Genomic DNA, 20009 nt, shown 5'->3' with positions numbered 1-20009 from the left:
TTTTTAGGTATTTGGTTTTAGTTTTATGCATGAGCTTAGTATAGTAGAAAATCTTCTAAAGGTGATAGAATCTGCTGCTGCGGAAAATGGGATTTCCAGAGTTACGGGGGTTAATCTTAGAATCGGAAGACTGCGGCAGGTTGTGCCTGAGATGTTTCAATTTGCGTTTGATACGGCAAAGATTGGCACTGTTGCAGAATCTGCTGAGGTCAAGATAAATTTTGTGCCTGCAAAGGCAGTCTGCCGCGACTGCGGGAGAGAGTTTGCTGTGGAGGACAATTTCTTTGTTTGTGAAGGGTGTAATGGTGTTGATGTCGATGTGATAGAAGGTAAAGAACTTCAGATAGAATCGATGGAGGGAGAGTAGATGGAGATAAAGATTGTAAAAAATATCATGGAGGCGGTTGAGGGTGAGGCCCAGCTTGTAAGGGATCTTCTTAAGGAGAAGAGGGTACTGATGGTGAACCTGATCGGGTCACCGGGTTCAGGGAAGACCACACTTCTTGAGAAGACACTTTCCCTTCTGAAGGACCGGTTATCCATGGGGGTAATAGAGGGTGATGTAGCTACTGACAAGGATGCAATAAGGCTTCAGAAGTACGATATCCCAATTGCGCTTATCAACACCGATGGTGCATGTCATCTTGAGCCGGTCACTATCCGCAAGGCGCTTGGAGAGTTTGATCTGGACAAAACAGATATAATCTTCGTTGAAAATGTGGGAAATCTTGTCTGTCCTGCGGAGTTTGATATAGGGGAGCATTTCAAGATTGCCATCTCATCTGTGACCGAAGGTCATGACAAGCCGGAGAAATACCCGCTTCTTTTCAATGAGTGCGGGCTTGTGGTGCTCAACAAAATCGATCTGATCCAGTATACGGATTTTGACAAGGAGTACTATATCTCCAGTGTCAGGAAGCTAAACGGGAAGGTGGATGTACTGGAGGTATCCTGCAGGATGGATCAGGGGCTTGAGGGATGGATTGACTGGCTTACGGGGGCATTTTCAAAGGAGAAAAATTCCTGAAAATGCTGCACAGCCCGGGGGAGAGACCCCGGATGATCTTTTTTATTCCCCTGTGACAGGGGCTCAAACCTTCAAAAGAACAATAAGTCCGCGGTTGGCCATTTCCGTTAGTTCTCCGCCAATGATCTTAGAGGCAAGCTACCTTCTGTGTAGAACATAATAGCCCTGAAGGGGTGAAATATAACAGCCCAGGTTTAACTCGTTAAATTCCAGATTCACCTCGCAGGTGAAATGTTAAACTGCTGAGGCACCTAAGAGGTGATTTTGGAACTTAAGCGCATAAGTCATTTTTTCACCCCGGAGATGATTGAGAGAAAAACTCTTGACCCACGGCAACAGGCACGGTTATTGCATAACTCTTTAGATCCTTTTTGAATTTCACTTAGTTTTCAGCTCATTGCCAAAATCCGCGTTTTTACTGTCAGCTTAGGGGATTGGCGGCTTCAAACAGTTATTAGACTGAAATGTGATCAAAAAGCGCTAAGCAGAACATATTCAGGAGGGCAAAAAGAGATGCAATCCAATTCAATTGAGCAGGTTTTAACACCGGAAGAGGAACTCTCGGTTTCCCAGATTGACAATGAATTCTCAAAATCGGAAAGCAAGACTGAGAATGAAGCGATTTCTCAGGATAATCTCAGGAATTTATGCTGGATAGCGGGTACTCATTTCCCATCGGAGCTGAACCAGGAGGGGATGGTACTTCTGGCTGTCAATCCCCATCTGGGGTTTATCCAGTGGCATATAAACGTCTCTACAGTGGAAAAAATGAGGGAGGAGGAGCGGGAGGCATTTGAACGGGGCTGTAAACTTGTCATTAGAGTATACGATGTAAGCGGCATAGAATTCAACGGGTTAAATGCGGTAAGCCAGTTTGATATCGATATCAACAATTTATCCGGTAATTACTATCTTAATATCAACCGTTCAGAGTGCAATCTTCTGGCTGAGGTGGGTTTCCGTTTCTCCGATAGCCGCTTTCTTGCCTGTGTCCGCTCAAATGTCATGTATTTTGACCGTCCCCGGAGATCCTCCCGTTTTGATTTTTCCGGTTTGTATGTTTCCCACGGTTTCACCAGAATATTTACCGTAGAAAACGCTGTGTGCGGTTCTGTGTTTGACCGGATGAATCGTTCCCTTGAGTATACAGGTAATACTCCGCTTTCAGTGGCGGTTTTTCTTAATGAATCCGCAATAAGTGGCAGCAGTGACCCCCGAGGGCCGATAGCGGATTTTCTGGAGGCGGTACTGGCAAAGTGCAGGATAATGAGAGCGGTTCCATACCTTCTCACTCCCCGCAACAAATTCTGCTACGAAAATGAGGCTCAGTCACTTGTTAACAGGGCAAAGAGCACAAGTAAATCGCTGGTTGACCGGTTTACCCAGATTCACAGCCGCAAATCCTTCAACTGTGTTCAGTGCCATGACTGGTATTCTGCTCCCGCAGCCCTGGAGGTGGCAAGTGTAAACGGACTTCCGATCACAGGGGTCCTGCATTCGATAGAGCTTGAGAGAGCCAATTTTGATCTCAGGACAAGTGTTTCTCAGCAGATAGAATCCTGGGAGAGAAAGCTTATAACCACAGCAGAAAATGTTCTGGTTTCCAGAGAATCAACCAGGCAGACTATCATCCAGCATTACAAAAAAGACCCTGACAGGGTTGTGGTTGTGGCTGATCAGATTGCCAAGGCGCCAGACAGCAGCCGGGACAGGGAGTTTCTCTGCCGTAAGTACGGTCTTAACGATAAAGAACCGATCTTTCTGTTTGCAGGCGAGATGGCTCATCATACTGGAGTGGATCTTCTGGTAAGTGTTCTTCCCGGGATCTGCCATGAATTTCAGCAGGGGCAGTTTGTTTTTGCCGGTGAGGGTTATCTGAAGGGGGAGATGGAGGGCAGGGTGTGGCATTCAGGGATTGCCCACAGGTGCCGCTTTATCGGTGATGTGCCATCGGAGATTTTTGCAAAGCTCATAACGAACTGTGATTCGGTAATAATTCCCGCACGAAGCAAGCAGGGTGGCGGACTGGCGGATATGGCGCTTAAGGCGGGAAAGCCGGTAATCGCTACTCATCAGGCAGGCCTTCATCATCTGGTAAAGCACGGGATCAACGGACTTTTGTTTTATGACAATCCAGGATCGGTTATCTGGGCTCTGAAAGAGATGATCTCCAGGCCGATTCCGGTTCTTCCGCGGACCGCTGATGATCCGGGATTTCTGCAGACTGCTGAATGCATTGCAGCGATGTACATAACCTACTGGGCCTGTGCGGTTGCGATCAGAAGGGGGGTCTACTTTGATTAAGGGTCATCTGGCCATTATACTCCATGCTCACCTTCCATACGTTAGACATCCTGAATACGATAATTTCCTCGAGGAGAGATGGTTTTTTGAGGTAATGACAGAGACTTACATTCCTCTTATCAAAGTGCTTAGCAGGCTTGTGAGAGACAAGGTTCCATTCGAGATCACAATCTCCCTGTCACCGACTCTTATCTGTATGATGGAAGATCCGATTCTTATCCGTCGATACAGAGATCATCTGGAAAAGCTCATCGAACTGGCGGAAAAAGAGAAGGGTCGGACACGTTACAGCGGACATCTTCAGTGGCTTGCCTCCTCTTATCATCAGAACTTCCTTGAAACACGCAGTGTATTTGATTTCTGGGGAGGACGCCTGATCGAGGCTTTTTCCTGGCTTTACAAACAAAAACATGTTCAGCTCATCACAACATCTGCCACTCATGCTGTATTACCGCTGCTGGCTTCAGAGCCAAGGGCTATACGGTGCCAGGTAAGTGAGGGCGTAAAGGCGTTTAAGCAAGCGTTTGGGTTCAAACCCCAGGGATTCTGGCTTCCTGAGTGTGCATACATACCAGGAATCGAGGAATATCTCAGGGAACAGGATATCCGCTATTTCTTTCTGGAATCACACGGAATCGAACATGCAAGTGTACTTCCGCTGCATGGTGTCTACGCTCCTCTCTACACTCCATCGGGTGTGGCTGTACTGGCACGGGATCAGGGGTGTACAGAGGAAGTCTGGTCGGCAAACAAGGGTTTCCCCGGGGACCCCAATTACCGGGAGTTTTATCGTGATATAGGTCATGAGGTTGATTTTGAGTACATCAGGCCATACATGTCAGGAAATATAAGGGTTGATACAGGGATAAAATACTGGCGGATAACCGGCAGAGGGTATCATCATAAGGAGTACTACGATCCTTACCTGGCCAGGGAGAAGGCTGCAGAGCACGCTGCGGTTTTCATGAACAGACGTGCGGATCAGATCTCCCATATCGCATCGACGATGGGGAGCGGGACGCCACTGGTGGTGGCTACTTTTGATGCGGAGCTTTTCGGGCACTGGTGGTTTGAGGGGCCTCAGTGGCTCGATTTTCTGATCAGAAAGGTGGCTTACGATCAGAATGATTTTTCCCTTATTTCACCGCTGGCGTATCTCAATCTTCACCCTGTTCATCAATATGGTGTGCCTGGTATTTCCAGTTGGGGTAGCAAAGGTTATTTTGATGTCTGGTGCAACGGCAAAACCGACTGGGTTCTGACACAGGTATACGAGTGTATAAGGCGCATGGTAAAGTTGTCAGAATCAGGGGAAGCACTCTCCGCTCGTCGTCCTCTGGTTAAACGTGCTTTGAACCAGTGTGTAAGAGAACTTCTTCTGGCTCAGTGCTCAGACTGGCCGTTTATAATCACGAACGGAACAGCGGAACAGTATGCGTCAAGGCGGATCCGTGATCATGTCAGCAGGTTTCATTTTCTGGCAAACGGAATAGAAAACAACAGCCTGGAGGAAAATGATTTGTCATCATTGGAGCTTCTGGATTGTATTTTCCCAGAGGCCGATTACCAGGTGTTTACTTAATAGTGTTTAAACAAGGAAGAACAGTTTCATTTTACAAAGGAGTTTTGATATGCGGATAGCCATGTTGTCGTGGGAGTCGCTTCACTCGGTTTCACTGGGTGGAGTAGCAGTACATGTCACTGAACTCGCCGCGGCACTTGAACGTAAAGGACACGAGGTGCATGTCTTTACAAGGATGAGATGGGCCGGGGACTGGATGTACGACAGGATTCACGGTGTGCATTATCACAGGGTTCCCTATACTGGTGCGCACGACATAGTTGATGATGTGAACAATATGTGCCGGGCCTTTGTGGATGCTGTTTTTCATCAGGAAGCCTACATGGGTGCGGGATTTGACATAGTTCATGCGCATGACTGGATGTCATCAAACGCGATGGTCTGGATAAAGCAGGGGAGAGGGCGTAAAGGAATTATCACGATGCACTCCACGGAGTATGGAAGGTGCGGCAACAATTTTTACGGCGGCTCATCTCAGAGAATTATGGACCATGAACGTCACGGCACTTACTGTGCTGACAAGGTGATAACTGTTTCGCAGTTGTTAAAGAATGAGATCCAGTGGATTTACAATGTTCCGGACTGGAAAGCATGTGTTGTGGCCAATGGTATCTCCTACCATTCTTTTGACGGATGGATAGATCCCGGGCAGATAAAAGGGAGATACGCTATCGGACCTGTTGATCCGACTGTGCTTTTTGTTGGCAGGATGACCTCGCAGAAGGGACCGGATCTGCTTGCACGGGCAATTCCCTATGTCCTGCGCTATTATCCCAATGCCAAGTTTGTCTTTACAGGTGAAGGGGACATGAAGGGCGGAGTGGAGCATATGGCCCGCAGCATGGGTGTGGCGCATGCATGCCGGTTCTATGGAGTGTTTCCCCGCGGTGACCTGATTGATCTTTACCGTGCCTGTGACTGTGTTGTGGTTCCAAGCCGCAATGAGCCTTTCGGAATAGTAGTTCTTGAGGCCTGGGCGGCGGGAAAACCGGTCATAGCGACTCACAACGGGACCGAATTTGTGTGGCACGATGTCAATGGGTTCAAGGTCTATCCCAATCCTGAGTCAATTGCCTGGGGTATTGGTTCTCTTTTCGCTAATTTCGAGCACGCGCGGTGGATGGGAAGCAAGGGGAGAGAAGCTGTGGAGAATTCGTTTTCCTGGGATACGATTGCGGAACAGACTCTGGGTGTTTACTGCAGTTAATTTGCGTTTACTACCTCCTTCGATGCCGCACAGGGCTGGAAATGTTGCTTTGTGCGGCATTTGATTTTGGAGAATGCGTACAAGATTTTTGGGATAAAAGTATAAGAATCTGGTAGGGGCCGTGTCCTGCCCACCTTCGCGAAGCCTTACAACAGTGCGGCTCTCCTTCGTAAAATCGCTATTTCTACAACCAGTCAAACTTACTCCGTGAAAAGCTACGGTGGAGCGGGGGCCCCTAAAACCCCCGCTGAAGGTAACGAATCATTATTCATGCCGGAAGACCGTCATGGGCAGGACTTCCCACGTGACAGTTGTTTATTAGTTTATTATAAGAACACTTTTCTTTCCACGTCGTTTATGCAAAAGCAGGAATCCAGAAATAATCTATCCTTAATCACAATTCAGATTCTTATCCGGAATACAATAATCGTTTCTTCTTCCATCAGTAAAGATTAAGAAGCCAACCAATCTTACCCAACTCGTAACAGTTTCCCGCAGGGCACTGCATTATGTCAACACAGAGGGGTGGCGTAAGATCCGCCTACACTAAGAAGCTACGGCGGGAAAATCCTGCGTCTTCTGCGGGCTGAAGCCAGGGGGAGACTTCACCCGCCTTATCTCTTAAAAGAAATAATTTCCACACTGCAAATAAGGAAAAAAGATTGTGTAATAAAAGAAATTGTGTTCAGCTCTTTTCGGTTTCTTTCGATTTTATAATATCTACCCGATCTTCTCAAATTCCTCTCTGTCTTTCAATATCGGGAGAATAAATTCCAGAGCCCTCTCTAAATTTTCACGAGCTCTCTCTGATATCTCTTCCCGCAACTCCCACTCATACCCTTTGATTTCCATAATAAAACAGAGCGGATGCTTGTCATAGAGTTCATTGCAGAGAGCGACAACCGATGAGGGGTGCATGGAATGGGTAGTGAAGCTTACCTCTGGGGCAGGGGAGAGGCGCTTGAAGCTGAAACTTTCAGGAGAATAGGAGGCATCGGTAAAAATCACGATATCAAATTCAGAGATAAGAAGCGCATCTTCAGCATTAAGCTGGTAGTTGCTTTCAAATGACATGTCCGGAAGATTGAGTTGTTCCAGTTTCTCCGAAAACAAAATCCCGAGCGCATCATCACTGCGCCCGGGATTTCCAAACCCATATATCAGAATAGAAGAATTATTGGTTATCAATATTCCTTGATCCTTCACATAAGAGGTTATCCTGGTGATCGAAGATCGACACCTTGAGAGGCATCTTGCCCATAGCGTGTGTAGCACAGCTCAGGCATGGATCATAAGCTCTGATTACCACTTCCACTCCGTTGAGCAGACCCTCTGTGATTTCCGGCTTTCCGGAGATTGTGTTCTGTGCAACCCAGGTAACAGCCCTGTTCATCGGCTCATTGTTGTTGGTCGTTGAAACGATAAGATTGCACATAGTAATCTGATCATCGTCATTTACCCTGTAATGATGGAACAGTGTACCGCGAGGTGCTTCCAGGAGTCCAACACCCTCTCCTGTCCTCTTTCCTTTTCTCACCAGATCTGTACTCTGCAGGTCAGGATCATTAAGCAGTATTTTCATCATTTCAGCGGCATGCAGAATCTCGATCAGCCTTGCCCAGTGTGTATGCATTGTAGAATGGTTGGGCTTGCCTTTTGTGTATGCCTTGTAAATTTCAAACTCTCTCTGTGCCAGAGGCGTGGGAATGAAATCACAAGTGTTAAGTCTTGCCAGAGGTCCGACTCTATACCAGCCTTTTTCTTTCCCCAGAGATTTTATATAGGGAAATTTCATGTAGCTCCAGTTTCTGACCTCTTCGCCGATATAGCTCAGATAATCCTGGCTGTCTACCATGTCGAAGATCTTGTTCCCTTCGCTGTCGATAGCTCTGAGTTTTCCATGGTAAAGATCCAATGCTCCATCTTCTCTGACAAGGCTCATGCAGCTAGAGGGATAAGTCGCATAACTGTCGATAAAGTCCTTGTTTTTAGCATGGTAAGCTTTAAAGAAATCCACTGTGGCCTCTGCCCACTGGATCATCTGGTCGACATTGGGGATCGCTTTGCCATCGAGAAAATAATCCCGCTCGGCTATGGAGAGATTCTTGTTGATTCCACCGGGAATAGCGCCTGTTCCGTGGATCTTTTTTCCGGCGGTGGCTTTAATAATCTCCTGGCCAAATTTGCGCATCAAAACACCCCTGACGGCCAGGTCTTTGTGATTGAGCGCGACTCCTATCACATTGCGAATCTCCGGATCTGCATCGATACCGAAGAGAAGATCCGGGGAAGCAAGATGGAAGAAGTGAAGAGAATGGGACTGAAATATCTGCCCATAATGCATCAGACGACGCATCTTTTCACCGGCAGGGGAGAGACCATCAGGCCCGACTCCTATAACCACATCGATAGCCTTGGCAGCGGCAAGGTGATGGCTCACAGGACAGATTCCGCAGAGACGCTGCACAAGTACCGGAGCTTCCCAGTAGGGACGCCCCTGGACGAATCTTTCGAAACCTCTGAACTCTACTATATGCAGCCTGCTCTGAGTGACTTTGTTGTTATCATCGAGGTGGATAGTGACTTTACCGTGTCCTTCAACCCTGGTAACAGGTTCGATAGTAATTTTCTTGGACATTTTTGCTCCAGTTAGATCAGTCGTATTTTAAAGTTTCATATTCGAGGTTAAGTGGTTTTCCGGCCAGAAGCGCTGTTAGCGCATCCCAGATCAGCTCCGCTCTTGGAGGACATCCCGGAAGAAAATAGTCGATTTTCACAATTTCGTGACAGGGATAAACTCTGTCAAGGATAATAGGAAGCTCGGCGTCACTGGGGATGATCGTGTCATCAACCGTCGGACTTTTCAGATATGCTTCCTCAAGACATTCTCTTACCGGAATACCATTTCTCATTGCCGGCAGTCCACCCATGAGAGCACATTCACCGCAGGAGACAAGGATTTTGCAGTTTTTACGGAACTGCTTCAGAACGTGCACATTCTCATTATTGCAGCATCCACCCTCGATGATTCCAATGTCGCATGGACGAGAGAAGGTCTTTATATCGGTTATGGGTGATTTGTTGAAATCGACAAGCTCGATCAGATCGAGTATCTTTTCATCGATGTCAAGTATTGACATGTGACATCCGAAACAGCCTGCAAGTGAGGCGGTGGCGACTAAAGGTTTCTGCATGATTATTTCTCCTCCGGGACTTCCGCGTTTTGATGCTCGATATCGTACCCGATCGGTTTCTTTTCGAATTTTCTTTCTCCGACAGGTATTTTGAAACCATTCTCTTTTTTCAACAGCGCACCGACAGGGCAGATATCAGCCGCCTTCTGTGCCTGTTCATCAGAGATATTTGCGGCAAGTTCCGTATCTATATTTACAGTCATCTTGAAACCGCGTTTCTTTACTGCAAAGAGACTCTTTCCATCTTTGTCCTTAATAGCTCTGATACATCTTCTGCAAAGAATACAGCGGTTATGATCCATCATCAGCTTGGGATTGGAAGCATCGATATCCCGTGTCGGGAACTGATAGGGATAACGGGGAACCAGCATGCCAAAACGGTATCCAAGTGCCTGGAGTTCGCAGTTTCCTGATTTTTCGCATGCAGGACAGTAATGATTTCCCTCTACAAACAGAAGTTCAATTATCTGTTTGCGCAGGTCTTTCAGTTCCGCGGTATCGCACTCGACTTTCATTCCGTCGGTGACCGGTGTCGTGCAGGCAGTCATCATCCTGCCGTTTACCTTTACCGTACAGACACGGCAGGAGCCCCTGGGAGTAATTCCATCGACATGGCACAACGTAGGGATAAAAATGCCGTTGGCTTTTGCCGCTGCCAGGATAGAGGCACCCTTTTCAGCGGTACACTCTTTACCATCGATTGTAAATTTTACGTTTTCACTCATATATCTGCACCTTACAGTGAGGGTTTTCTGCCTGCGACCGCGCAGGATTGCGCTTCCGCGGCTGTGAGATTGAATCCGGAATCAAATCCGGTGTCTTTTCGAATAAGATTTACATACAGATGACGGAAATTTTTCAGGGTAGAACGAATAGGGTTAGCTGCTGTCTGTCCCAGTCCGCATCTGTTAGCCGGCATTATCGATGACCACTGTTCCAGATCACGCAAATCCGCGGGAACACCGGTTCCGCTGAGTATCTTTTGCAGCTTCTGTTTCAGAAGCACCGACATATAGCGGCATGGTGCGCATGCCCCGCAGGATTCATCGATAAAAAACTCGGTAAAATTCAGGACTACATCTTTGAGAAGATTCCTGCTGTTGTTGAAAATTATTATGGAGCCGCCTGTAGAGAGATCCTCATAAGCCAGCGTTCTGTCGAAATCATCGGGACCAATGCAATAGCCCGAGGGACCTCCGACCTGTACAGCCTGCACATCTTCAGCTCCCACCATTTCCAGGAGATCATGGATGTTAAAGCCCCACTCCACTTCATAGATACCCGGGAACTGACAGTCACCCGATATGCTTATCACTTTTGTTCCGGCTGACTGGGCAGTGCCAAGCGCGCGATACCAGTCGCTGCCGTTGAGAACTATCTTGACTACTGAACAGAGCGTTTCCACATTGTTTATTACTGTGGGGGAGTCAAGATACCCCTTTTCCGCCGGGAATGGCGGCCTGTCACGGGGTTCTCCGCGTTTTCCCTCTGCGGATTCTATCAGCGCAGATTCCTCTCCGCAGACATAAGCGCCTGCTCCAAACTGGATCCGGATATCGAAATCGAATCCATCTTTGCCGCCGATGCTTTTGCCAAGCAATTTTTTGGCGCGCATCTCTTCAAGCACTTTTTCCAGAAATTTTTTCAGATACCTGTATTCAAATCTCAGGTAAAGAATTCCCTGAGTGCTTCCCACTGCATAACCCGCGATAACCATACCCTCAAAAAGCTGGTTGGGGTATTCGGTAAGAATGACCCTGTCTTTAAAAGTTCCCGGCTCACCCTCATCGGCATTGCAGAAAACGTAGCGGTATGTTCCTTTTGATTTGCGGCAGAATTCCCATTTAAGACCGGTTGGGAAACCTGCGCCACCCCGTCCCCTTACTCCGGATTTTTTGACAAGAGATATGATTTCCTCAGGAGAGGAGTTGATCATTTTCTTTATAGCGTCACCTGGAGTATAATCTGAGAAAATTACAGGGCCTTTTTTTCTGATATTATTTGTAACTGTTGATTTGAGAAGTTCTGATGCGTTATTGCCGTCTCCCAGACCGTCAGTCTGTAGTTCCTCAACACTTTTTCCCATCCTCATTCCCTTTACAAGCTCCTTTACTTTGTAAGTAGTGAGCCTGGGGAAGACGATTCCGTTTATAAGAGCGGCGGGTTCCTGATCGTTCATCCCTATACAGGATGTGTTGAACAGGCCAATAAGACCATCGGGTGATACCTGGTCTATCCCGCATCCGGCTTCTTCCTGGAATGCCTTGACAACCTGATCATAGCCGAACATCTTAGCCACTACACTGTTATTGAGGTAAACAGTGTACTTTCCTCTTGGTTCTGAGGAGAGAAAGTGGTAAAAAGACATGGTCTGTTCGACGTCTACCTCGGAGATATTAAGTTCGGAGGCGATTTGTTTTCTGAACTCACCTGAGATGCAACCCAGTTCTGATTGACAATCCAGAAGGATATCCATCAGACGAGTAGGGTCAGCATTGTATTGCCTTATGATCCTGGAAAGAGAGGAGTTCATAACCGTTTCACCTTTTCTGGTTGAGGTGCATCGGGACCGAGTTCAAGAATCTTCAATTGAAAAATATATATATGGACATTCCAGAACATAAAAATAATTAATGAACGGTTTTGAACAAAAAAATAATGATCGAGGAATCAAAAAGCGGGAATCTAATTGGAATTTCCGCATAATATTGAACCAAATTTCACAAAAACTGATAAGAACTACGGAAACGGGGCAAAGGATATTGCGGGTTTGTGAGGGGGCGGGTTTTTAGAGGGTTTAGAACTCTATTTCACCCCGGAGATGAGGCCATCGGCGGCGTTCGCCGCGTTTTTCGGCGGCATTAATGCCGCCTCTGGCCAAAAAAAGCCCGGTTAAACCGGGCTTTTCTTCTATGGAGGCGCCACTAATCACGTCGATCTGCTATGTCCGGTTTTTAACAACTCTAGAAGAGGCTCTAATTCCACGATGGCAATCCCGGTTGCATAATCCGACATTGCATAGGGGAGAATCAGATTTTCCCGATGGATTAATGCCCCGCAAGTGTAAACCACATTGGGAACATACCCTTCCCGTTCGTTAGCACCAGGCATAAGAAGCGGTTGGTTGAGACGTCCTATCACTTTTCGGGGGTCTTCGAGATCAAGAAGAACTGCACCAATACAGTATTTACGCATAGGTCCCACTCCATGGGTGAGTACAAGCCATCCTTCTTTTGTCTCGATGGGAGGTCCGCAGTTGCCGACCTGCACAAACTCCCAGGGAAAAGTGGGTTTTAAAAGCGGAATCATTTCATACCAGAAATGGATATTATCAGAAAACATTATAAACAGGTTTTCATTATCCTGTCTGGAGAGCATAACGTATTTATCATTGAGTTTTCTGGGAAACAGGGCCATTCCTTTATTCTGGACCGCTTTACCGTTAAGGGTGATTATCTTGAAATTGAGAAAATCCTCAGTCTGCATCAGCTGGGGCAGTATTGTTTTCCCATCGTATGCTGTGTAGGTGGCATAATAGATCTGACTTCCGTCATCATTTTTAAACTGCACAAATCTTGCGTCCTCAATGCCGTTCTGCTCGCTTGGCCCGGTGGGGAAAATGATCCTTTGGGAGATCCGCTGTTCAGGCAGAAAACGGAGTTCGTAATTGGATTTGGCAAGCCAGATCATTCCATCACGGGTAACAAGAGCTGTCTGGGAACGCCTGTGACTTTCATGCCTCTCTTTTTCAATCTGAACTGTCAACTCATCTAATGTGAAGGGATCATCTAGCCTTTCCATCAACGATTCGGAATAACTGTTTAAAACTCCCATCTCATGCAATTTCTGGCAGAAGAGAGCCTTATCATAGTGGGAATTCTCGATTATTTCCGGTGGAGTCACAAAACGTGTTGGATCGGTGATATCTATATTGAGATCTTTGTCGATCACACCCATTCTGAAAGTTATTGATGAGATGTGCCCTTCACCGGTGGCACGCAGGCTCATGATGAAACGAAGGGAACCCTCCGGGAGCCCTGACTGGTCGGGATGAGGGACTATGGATGGATTAAATAGAGCGGCACATTCAAACGCGTATTCACTTGTAAACATCGAGCCAATGAGAAGCTTGCGCTCCTGGGATGGTTCCAGATCGGTAAACATGCAAGGACGGACCATCTCAAAATGTCGCCCGAAAATTTTCTTAATATCAAGATGTCGTCCCGAAAAATCATCCAATACGCTCTGAATCTGTATTTTTACTGTTTCCTCAGGAAGAGAGAGTACCCGGGAGATGATTTTCATGACTCGGTTTTCATTTTGTGGAATGAAGGGCCGGATAAGTACTCTTGATGGATCGGGAGTAATACGGATCCGGGTTCTTTTTACTTCTAATGTGTTTGGTTTCATAAAGCAGATAAAGAACGCTGCAAAAAAATTACGCAGCAAAGAACAAGAGAAAAAAGAGTATAAAAATATATGTCTGAAGGAAGCCATCACAAGGAATTATATTATTGGATGTCTGTGATGTTTTTCCACAGAATCCCCAGATAGTTTGTTTTCCAGGAAAATCACATGAGAACTGGTCAAAAGCTGCGTAATCTGATACATACTGCTTTATTTACTATTAATGATGAACTGCATTACCGCAGTTTCTATATACTTACTATCATTTCAGTTCTCTTTGTGATTATGCTCCGCGGATGTTTCAGCAGTGATATGTTTGTCAATGGACAGAGAGTTGATTCTGTGACAATGGGGTGGCATGCCTCACTCTGGGCTTTTCATCTGATATCAGCCGCTGGTGTTCTTATCGCGGTTCTCCTGTCGATGAGGGTTTTCAGGCGTGACAGGGAAAACGGAATGGCTGTTTCTGTGTTGTCAAAACCAGTTAGCAGAATCCAGTACGTTTCAGGTAAAATTACCGGGATTTTTCTGCTCTCATACGGCTTTACATTTATCCTGCATTTTTCGGTTTACCTTATTATGCTTTTTAATACCGGCGGCCGTATTGCCTGGTTTCTTCCGGCATCGATGATTGTTGCGTTTAACATCTTTTTTGCAGTGGTGTCTGTCTCTTTTTTTGCGTTTCTAATGCCAGATGTAATTGCTGCGCTTCTGGGAATAGGGATTGCGGTAATCAGCTTTGCAATGGATTCTTTTTACGCGTTGGCACAATCCCAGGCTGCAAGATCTATCATTGGTATGCAGGAAGAGATCAAGACATCATTATGGGTGATGTTATGGCCGAAACTGACAGCACTTCAGTACTATGCCACATCTCTTATTCAGGATACAGTTTTCAGGAGCTCAAGCCCCGTTCATCCAGCACTGAATGTAGCCCTTTACAGCGCAGGTTTTTATCTGTTTCTGGTATGGAGATTTGACAGAGAAGAGATTTTCTGACTATCTGTAACGTTTCCTTATCTCCTTCATCTCCCTGTAGATTTCGAGGTAGTGCTCTTTTCTGAAATCTGCTATTTCGTTTTCCTTGATCAGCTTGTCGACCACACAGCCAGGTTCTCCGCCATGAATGCAGTTGTTATACCTGCATTGGCCTATTCTGCATTCCAGTTCAGGGAAATAGTTTATCACTTCTTCTTCGGGAACTGCTGGTATGTTTACGAAAGATAGACCCGGTGTGTCTGCCACATATCCGCCTTCTTTAAGAGGGAAGAGAGAAACATTGGTTGTGGTGTGAGTACCTCTTCCGGTACTTCCTGAAACATCTGCGGTACGAAAACTTTTCTCAGGGATAAATTTTGACAATAGTGAGCTCTTTCCTGCTCCTGACAGGCCGGAAAATGCAGAAATGTGATTTTTGCAGTGCTCCACAAGCTCTGCAAGCCCTTCACCAGTAACTGCTGAAGTCCAGAGTGTTGTGTACCCGATTTTTCTGTAGATGCTGGAAAAAGACTCCAGTTGACGCTGTTCATCACTGTTCAGGAGGTCGATTTTATTGAATACAATGTGTGCCTTCAATTTATATACCTGAGCAGAGAAAAGGAACCTGTCAAGGGATTTGAGATCGAGCGGAGGGGCTTTAAGAGTAAAGATAAAAAAAACCTGGGAGAGATTTGCTACGGCCGGTCGCCTGAGAAGACTGCTTCGCTCATGAACCCTGGTGATAATCCCTGTCAGGGGTTCCTTGTTTATGATTTCCAGATCTACAAAATCACCTGTGTAAACCCTGGTCTTCTCCTTCTTTAAAGTACCCTTGATTGTTGAGCGAACCAAACCCTCGGAAGTATCCACAATCAGATAGTTTTTCTGTTCCTCTGTCACTCTTCCTGAAATTGACATATTTCTCTACTATGCGTTATTCCTGTTTTTTGAGTTTATCAGCACCTCATCCAGTGTTCGGGCTTCATTCGGGACCCGTACAGTGTCATATTGTCTGTGGAAAATAAAAAATACCAGATAATCTTCGGAAGGTCATATTTATTTTTTACAATAATCAGAGCAAATTGAAACGAGGTCAGGCCTGAAATGAAAAAACTCTATTTCGACATCCTGTGTGGTGCCAGCGGTGATATGATTCTTTCATCCCTTATTGATCTGGGCTATCCACTTGAACATCTGAACGATTCCCTGGCAAGACTTTCTGTGGAGAAGATTAGTATAACTGCAGAGAAGACAACCCGTAACGGGATTCAGTGCACTTTCATTGATCCGAAATGGGAGCAGGCAAGCCAATACAGGCATCTCCACCAGATTCTGGAGATAATAAAGTCGGGGAATTTCAACGGGAGTGTTTACAGAAGATGTGAAGTCGTCCTTAACAGACTGGCAGAAGCGGAAGCGGCAGTTCATGGTATCTCAAAAGAGAGGGTGCATTTCCACGAAATAGGGGCTGTTGATACCATAATCGATATACTGGGTGTCAGTCTGGGGCTTGAATACCTGGGAATAGAGGAGATTACCTATTCTGTACTGACAGATGGGCATGGTACGATCAAGGCGGCTCATGGAGTGATGCCGGTACCGGTTCCGGCTACTTCACATATGATTCAGGGATTGACTCTTAAAACTCTCGATATTGAAACCGAGCTGCTGACCCCCACTGGTGCAGCTCTTCTGACAGCTCTTGGGAAACAGTTGCCTGTAATGGAGGAGGGCAAACTCATTAAAACGGGATATGGATGCGGCACGAAAGTATTTGAGAATTATCCGAATCTTCTGCGGGTAAATCTATATGAATCAGATGACAAGGTGATTACAGGCGATTCCGTTTACCTTATTGAGACGGACATGGATCATATCTCTGCGGAGGTGATGGGACATGTTGCAGGGAGGCTTTTTGAGAGCGGGGCGCTTGATGTCTCCTTTACACCGGTTTACATGAAAAAGGGGAGACCCGCCTACCGGCTCACTGTCATGGCTTCAGACTCAGATTACCGGAGATTAATCGATCTGATCATAATCCACACCAGAACTCTTGGTGTGAGGGTACAGCGAGTTCAGCGTGTGCTTGCAGCAAGGGAGAATAGGGAAAGAGAATTCATGGGGATGAGAACAGGAGAGAAGGTTTGTACCTATAAGGGGTATTCTTTTTCAAAGTTGGAGTATGATGCGCTTGATAACCTTTCTAAAAGTACGAATGTGCCGCTTATAGAGCTCATGGAGAGGTATGTAAAAGAGAAAGAATAAGGGACAGGCAAATACCGGATATGTTCTATTAGAAAAATACATTCAATTGTAAAGAACTGGGACTGAATGTTAATTGTAGTCTTCTGCCGTATTCGGCCGACTTGCGCTTGCCGATAGATGACAATACTGCTCCAGCGACTGTCATGGAGAACCGACACCCAAACCGACTTCACCCAAAACCATCTGAAAATATCCATCGGGAGAAATTTTATCACTATCCCAGTATTGGTCATCTTTGATCATTTTATTAAGTCCGTATGCAAAAAAGTATAACCCTGGAAAATCGATACCTATTCCGCTGAACAGAAGAGAATAGCCGGTTGCTTTTATTTTAGTAAAGGAGGAAAATTTGTTTTCAATCTGTTCACGGGTGTAATTGCCAGAGTAAACAGAAGTACTTAACTTGCTTCCGGAGCGGAAGAACCGCTGTACTTCATGACAGGAGATTACTATGAAAGATAGAGGACTTGAGAGGCTTGGGTGTGATAAATGGGTTCAGGACACAATCGCCGACCACATTAGAGATGATTTTTATTCTTAAATTTGACCAGGATGGAATCGACAGAGACAGTTCCGTACAGAGTTAATTTATTTGTAAAAAAAATTGAACAGCATCATATCAAACCAACATCACAACAAACCTTTTTAGCTTGAAAGGAGTTGTATGAAAACAATACGACGAGCTTGTGCTGAGGATGCTGGGATTATTTTGCCGCTTGTACGGGAATACTGGACATTTGAGGAAATTCAAGGCTTCCAGCCGGACCTTATTAAAAGCCAGCTTGTTCACCTGTTATCCAAGTCTGCTTTAGGTGCTGGCTGGCTTGCATTGACAGAGCCCGGTGCAGCAGGTTATCTGCTTGCTGTCTATGTGTTCAGTCTCGAGAATTTTGGAATGACAGCAGAGATCGATGAGTTTTTTGTTCTTCCACAGTACCGGAAACAGGGCACAGGTAAAGCATTGCTTGAGACTGCAGCGGTACTGTATATCTGAATAGAAAAGGAGATAATTCAATCATGGATATGGGACAATTTGAAGAACGGTTCCAAAGTCAGATGAGATTTCTGATCGAGGTGGATAAGGTCAAGAGCATTTTCCGCAGGACAAGGATATTTCACGATAAAAGATATGAAAACGATGCTGAACATGCATGGCATATGAGCCTTATGGCTCTTATGCTGAGTGAATATTCAAATGAGAGCATTGATGTACTGAAGGTAGTAAAGATGGCACTGATTCATGACCTGGTTGAAATTGATGCCGGCGATACGTTTTTATACCAGGAGAATCAGGAAGATAAGGCAAAGAAAGAATTGGAATGTGCTGAGAGGGTATTTGGATTGCTTCCTGATGACCAGCGCGATGAATATCTGGCTTTGTGGAAGGAATTTGAAGCGAAAGAAAGCGCTGAGGCAAAATTTGCCGGTTCACTGGATCGTCTGGGCCCGGTGATGCAGAACTATCTCGATCACGGACATGCCTGGAAAATGCACCACGTGACATCAGACAGAGTATTGGGTGTAAATAAACAGATTGAAAAAGGGTCAAAAAAAATCTGGGAATTCGCCGAATCTCTGATAACAGAAGCTGTGAGGAGTGGAGATTTGGAAAAGTGAGTGATGGGAATTTGCCTCCGATAAGAGAATAAAAACCCGGAGCGGATGGTTAATGTATACAAGAAAATTGCAATTATAAATACTTTTACTACTGCATTCCTCATTTATTTAGATTAAAAATAATAGGAATACCATAATCCAGGAAAATGGAGGCAGTATTGAGAAGGTTGTTTTCTATTATACTTGTATCAGTAATTTCCGCCTGGTGTTTTGATGAACTGGTGATTAACTCGAGAGACGATCTGATCAATGCCAGGGTGATTGCTATCGGCACTATTGAGCCGGCTGAGGAATTCAATGGTGTTCAGAGACAGGAAGTTTATATTGAGCAATTCAGAGATATATTAAAAAAAGGCATAAGCAGTTGCGGTTACACTGTTATAGATTCTGCCCAGATTGAAATTGAACCTGATCTGCTGATAAGTGGAAAGTTTCTGGTAATGGAGAACGGGGATGCCAAAAAGCGGGTCAATTTTGGATTCGGGCCGGGGAGGTCGGGATGCAAAGTCTATTTGAAAGCAGTGGTGCCTCAGAATGGAAAGATTGTATTTGAATTGACTGATCAAAGGTCATCGCTAAGAGGTGAACATGTAGATGAGCTGGCAACAAATGTGGCTGAAGAGGGGCATGACATTGTTAAATTTTTCCGGGAGTTGAAGGCTGGGAACGAACAGGTCCCCAAGCAAAATTTCTCTTGTTCTGACCTGGAAAATAAAAAGGTAGCTTATTGTATGCTATATGTGGATCAGAAGCGGGTGACAGCCAATATTCTGAATGCTGAGCTTCAGAAGATGTTTATGAAAAAGAAAATCCCTGTTGAGAGGATTGATTTTAAAACTGAAACAGATTTCAGGAAGATCTATGCTGAGAAGCTGGAAGGAACATCTATTGTAAAAATTCCGGAAGAGATTCTGGTACAACTGAAGTCTCAGTCAGTCGATTATCTGATACTGATGTACAACATAAGCGATCAACGTCCAAGTGCAAGAGTAACACGGCATATTAGGTTTGATAACGGGATGAGAACCGAAATTCTTGGAAAGGCAAACAAATTTTCGAATATCTACTGTAATCTGAGATTGATAAATATTGAGGAGAATTCATCCAGACTTGTTGCTGACTTATTGGCAGATGATGAGGAATGCGATGATGAGGTGGTAGATTGCATGGTCAATATGATTTATAATTCCATAAGTGAGCATAATGGTAAGAAGCCGGTTCCATGTTTAAAAAAGAAGAAATGAAACCTGCTCCTCTGTAAACAATACCTGATTCCGGTATTATACTGTATAAGTAAATTGTCAGAGCCTGAAAAGGATGGCAGGGGTTGAGATTACTGTGGTTGCATAGACTGCTTTGTCCAAACAATCCCTTTATGCTGTGCATCTTTGATATAATGCTCAAGATCAGCTTCACTCAGAACAGTGC

The 20009-nt window shown here is 45.4% G+C and carries 17 protein-coding genes; 10 read left to right on the top strand and 7 right to left on the bottom strand.

All coding sequences use genetic code 11. The features are described from left to right. Positions 1-25: 25 nt before the first annotated feature. From hypA to GX089_16980, 5 genes are all read left to right on the top strand, one after another. Positions 26-367 (top strand): hydrogenase maturation nickel metallochaperone HypA, encoded by a 342-nt coding sequence (hypA, locus tag GX089_17000; GenBank protein NLP04195.1) that lies wholly within the window; start codon positions 26-28, stop codon positions 365-367. Further along, complete coding sequence (hypB, locus tag GX089_16995; GenBank protein ID NLP04194.1) at positions 368-1027, top strand: hydrogenase nickel incorporation protein HypB; 660 nt, start codon at positions 368-370, stop codon at positions 1025-1027. It abuts the gene before it with no gap. Between the two features lie 513 nt (positions 1028-1540). Then, a complete protein-coding gene (locus GX089_16990) occupies positions 1541-3331 on the top strand; it encodes a DUF4912 domain-containing protein (GenBank protein ID NLP04193.1) in 1791 nt (596 codons plus the stop codon). Continuing rightward, a complete protein-coding gene (locus GX089_16985; GenBank protein NLP04192.1) occupies positions 3324-4913 on the top strand; it encodes a DUF1957 domain-containing protein in 1590 nt (529 codons plus the stop codon). The genes GX089_16990 and GX089_16985 overlap by 8 nt, the downstream gene beginning before the upstream one ends. Before the next feature lie 49 nt (positions 4914-4962). Further along, positions 4963-6120 carry a glycosyltransferase family 4 protein gene (locus GX089_16980; protein NLP04191.1) on the top strand — a complete coding sequence of 386 codons (1158 nt, stop codon included), beginning with the start codon at positions 4963-4965 and terminating at the stop codon, positions 6118-6120. A gap of 720 nt (positions 6121-6840) precedes the next feature. Here GX089_16980 and GX089_16975 read toward each other — a convergent pair. From GX089_16975 to GX089_16950, 6 genes are all read right to left on the bottom strand, one after another. Next, positions 6841-7326, bottom strand: coding sequence for a hydrogenase maturation protease (locus GX089_16975; protein NLP04190.1), 486 nt, complete (start codon positions 7324-7326; stop codon positions 6841-6843). Continuing rightward, positions 7295-8758, bottom strand: coding sequence for a Ni/Fe hydrogenase subunit alpha (locus GX089_16970; GenBank protein NLP04189.1), 1464 nt, complete (start codon positions 8756-8758; stop codon positions 7295-7297). Before GX089_16970 ends, GX089_16975 begins: the two co-directional genes overlap by 32 nt. Before the next feature lie 16 nt (positions 8759-8774). Continuing rightward, positions 8775-9314: an NADP oxidoreductase gene (locus GX089_16965; GenBank protein ID NLP04188.1), complete on the bottom strand. Its 540-nt coding sequence runs from the start codon at positions 9312-9314 to the stop codon at positions 8775-8777. A 2-nt stretch (positions 9315-9316) separates the two neighbouring features. Further along, complete coding sequence (locus tag GX089_16960; GenBank protein ID NLP04187.1) at positions 9317-10039, bottom strand: 2Fe-2S iron-sulfur cluster binding domain-containing protein; 723 nt, start codon at positions 10037-10039, stop codon at positions 9317-9319. 11 nt (positions 10040-10050) lie between these two features. Next, the gene (locus GX089_16955) at positions 10051-11847 is read right to left on the bottom strand and encodes a hypothetical protein (protein ID NLP04186.1); all 1797 of its coding nucleotides are present in this window, start codon (positions 11845-11847) and stop codon (positions 10051-10053) included. A 395-nt stretch (positions 11848-12242) separates the two neighbouring features. Further along, positions 12243-13724, bottom strand: a complete 1482-nt coding sequence (locus GX089_16950) for a glycosidase (protein ID NLP04185.1) — start codon at positions 13722-13724, stop codon at positions 12243-12245. Between the two features lie 165 nt (positions 13725-13889). Here GX089_16950 and GX089_16945 point away from each other — a divergent pair, with 165 nt between their 5' ends. Further along, positions 13890-14720: an ABC transporter permease gene (locus tag GX089_16945; protein ID NLP04184.1), complete on the top strand. Its 831-nt coding sequence runs from the start codon at positions 13890-13892 to the stop codon at positions 14718-14720. Here GX089_16945 and rsgA read toward each other — a convergent pair whose 3' ends face one another. Then, positions 14721-15617 (bottom strand): ribosome small subunit-dependent GTPase A, encoded by an 897-nt coding sequence (rsgA, locus tag GX089_16940; protein ID NLP04183.1) that lies wholly within the window; start codon positions 15615-15617, stop codon positions 14721-14723. A 186-nt stretch (positions 15618-15803) separates the two neighbouring features. On the opposite strand from rsgA, the gene larC reads away from it, so the two are divergent. The 4 genes from larC (at position 15804) to GX089_16920 (ending at position 19825) form a co-directional block, all read left to right on the top strand. Then, positions 15804-16964: a nickel pincer cofactor biosynthesis protein LarC gene (gene larC / locus GX089_16935; protein NLP04182.1), complete on the top strand. Its 1161-nt coding sequence runs from the start codon at positions 15804-15806 to the stop codon at positions 16962-16964. A gap of 664 nt (positions 16965-17628) precedes the next feature. Beyond that, positions 17629-17958, top strand: a complete 330-nt coding sequence (locus GX089_16930) for a GNAT family N-acetyltransferase (GenBank protein NLP04181.1) — start codon at positions 17629-17631, stop codon at positions 17956-17958. Between the two features lie 29 nt (positions 17959-17987). Next, complete coding sequence (locus tag GX089_16925; GenBank protein ID NLP04180.1) at positions 17988-18581, top strand: HD domain-containing protein; 594 nt, start codon at positions 17988-17990, stop codon at positions 18579-18581. Positions 18582-18739: 158 nt separating this feature from the next. Further along, positions 18740-19825 (top strand): hypothetical protein, encoded by a 1086-nt coding sequence (locus tag GX089_16920; GenBank protein NLP04179.1) that lies wholly within the window; start codon positions 18740-18742, stop codon positions 19823-19825. Positions 19826-20009: the final 184 nt, after the last annotated feature.

The sequence above is a fragment of the Fibrobacter sp. genome, from assembly GCA_012523595.1.
In the GTDB taxonomy this organism is placed as follows: Bacteria; Fibrobacterota; Chitinivibrionia; order Chitinivibrionales; family Chitinispirillaceae; genus JAAYIG01.
The sequence above is the reverse complement of the archived record's forward strand: the minus strand, read 5'-3'. Positions and strand labels throughout refer to the sequence as shown.

What these genes read in the sequence shown, in the direction of transcription:
- rsgA (NLP04183.1), bottom strand. Translation starts at nt 15,617, where the DNA reads ATGTCAATTTCAGGAAGAGTGACAGAGGAACAGAAAAACTATCTGATT.
- GX089_16990 (NLP04193.1), top strand. Translation starts at nt 1,541, where the DNA reads ATGCAATCCAATTCAATTGAGCAGGTTTTAACACCGGAAGAGGAACTC.
- GX089_16970 (NLP04189.1), bottom strand. Translation starts at nt 8,758, where the DNA reads ATGTCCAAGAAAATTACTATCGAACCTGTTACCAGGGTTGAAGGACAC.
- GX089_16930 (NLP04181.1), top strand. Translation starts at nt 17,629, where the DNA reads ATGAAAACAATACGACGAGCTTGTGCTGAGGATGCTGGGATTATTTTG.
- larC (NLP04182.1), top strand. Translation starts at nt 15,804, where the DNA reads ATGAAAAAACTCTATTTCGACATCCTGTGTGGTGCCAGCGGTGATATG.
- GX089_16980 (NLP04191.1), top strand. Translation starts at nt 4,963, where the DNA reads ATGCGGATAGCCATGTTGTCGTGGGAGTCGCTTCACTCGGTTTCACTG.
- hypB (NLP04194.1), top strand. Translation starts at nt 368, where the DNA reads ATGGAGATAAAGATTGTAAAAAATATCATGGAGGCGGTTGAGGGTGAG.
- GX089_16950 (NLP04185.1), bottom strand. Translation starts at nt 13,724, where the DNA reads ATGAAACCAAACACATTAGAAGTAAAAAGAACCCGGATCCGTATTACT.
- hypA (NLP04195.1), top strand. Translation starts at nt 26, where the DNA reads ATGCATGAGCTTAGTATAGTAGAAAATCTTCTAAAGGTGATAGAATCT.
- GX089_16965 (NLP04188.1), bottom strand. Translation starts at nt 9,314, where the DNA reads ATGCAGAAACCTTTAGTCGCCACCGCCTCACTTGCAGGCTGTTTCGGA.
- GX089_16945 (NLP04184.1), top strand. Translation starts at nt 13,890, where the DNA reads ATGAGAACTGGTCAAAAGCTGCGTAATCTGATACATACTGCTTTATTT.
- GX089_16925 (NLP04180.1), top strand. Translation starts at nt 17,988, where the DNA reads ATGGGACAATTTGAAGAACGGTTCCAAAGTCAGATGAGATTTCTGATC.
- GX089_16960 (NLP04187.1), bottom strand. Translation starts at nt 10,039, where the DNA reads ATGAGTGAAAACGTAAAATTTACAATCGATGGTAAAGAGTGTACCGCT.
- GX089_16955 (NLP04186.1), bottom strand. Translation starts at nt 11,847, where the DNA reads ATGAACTCCTCTCTTTCCAGGATCATAAGGCAATACAATGCTGACCCT.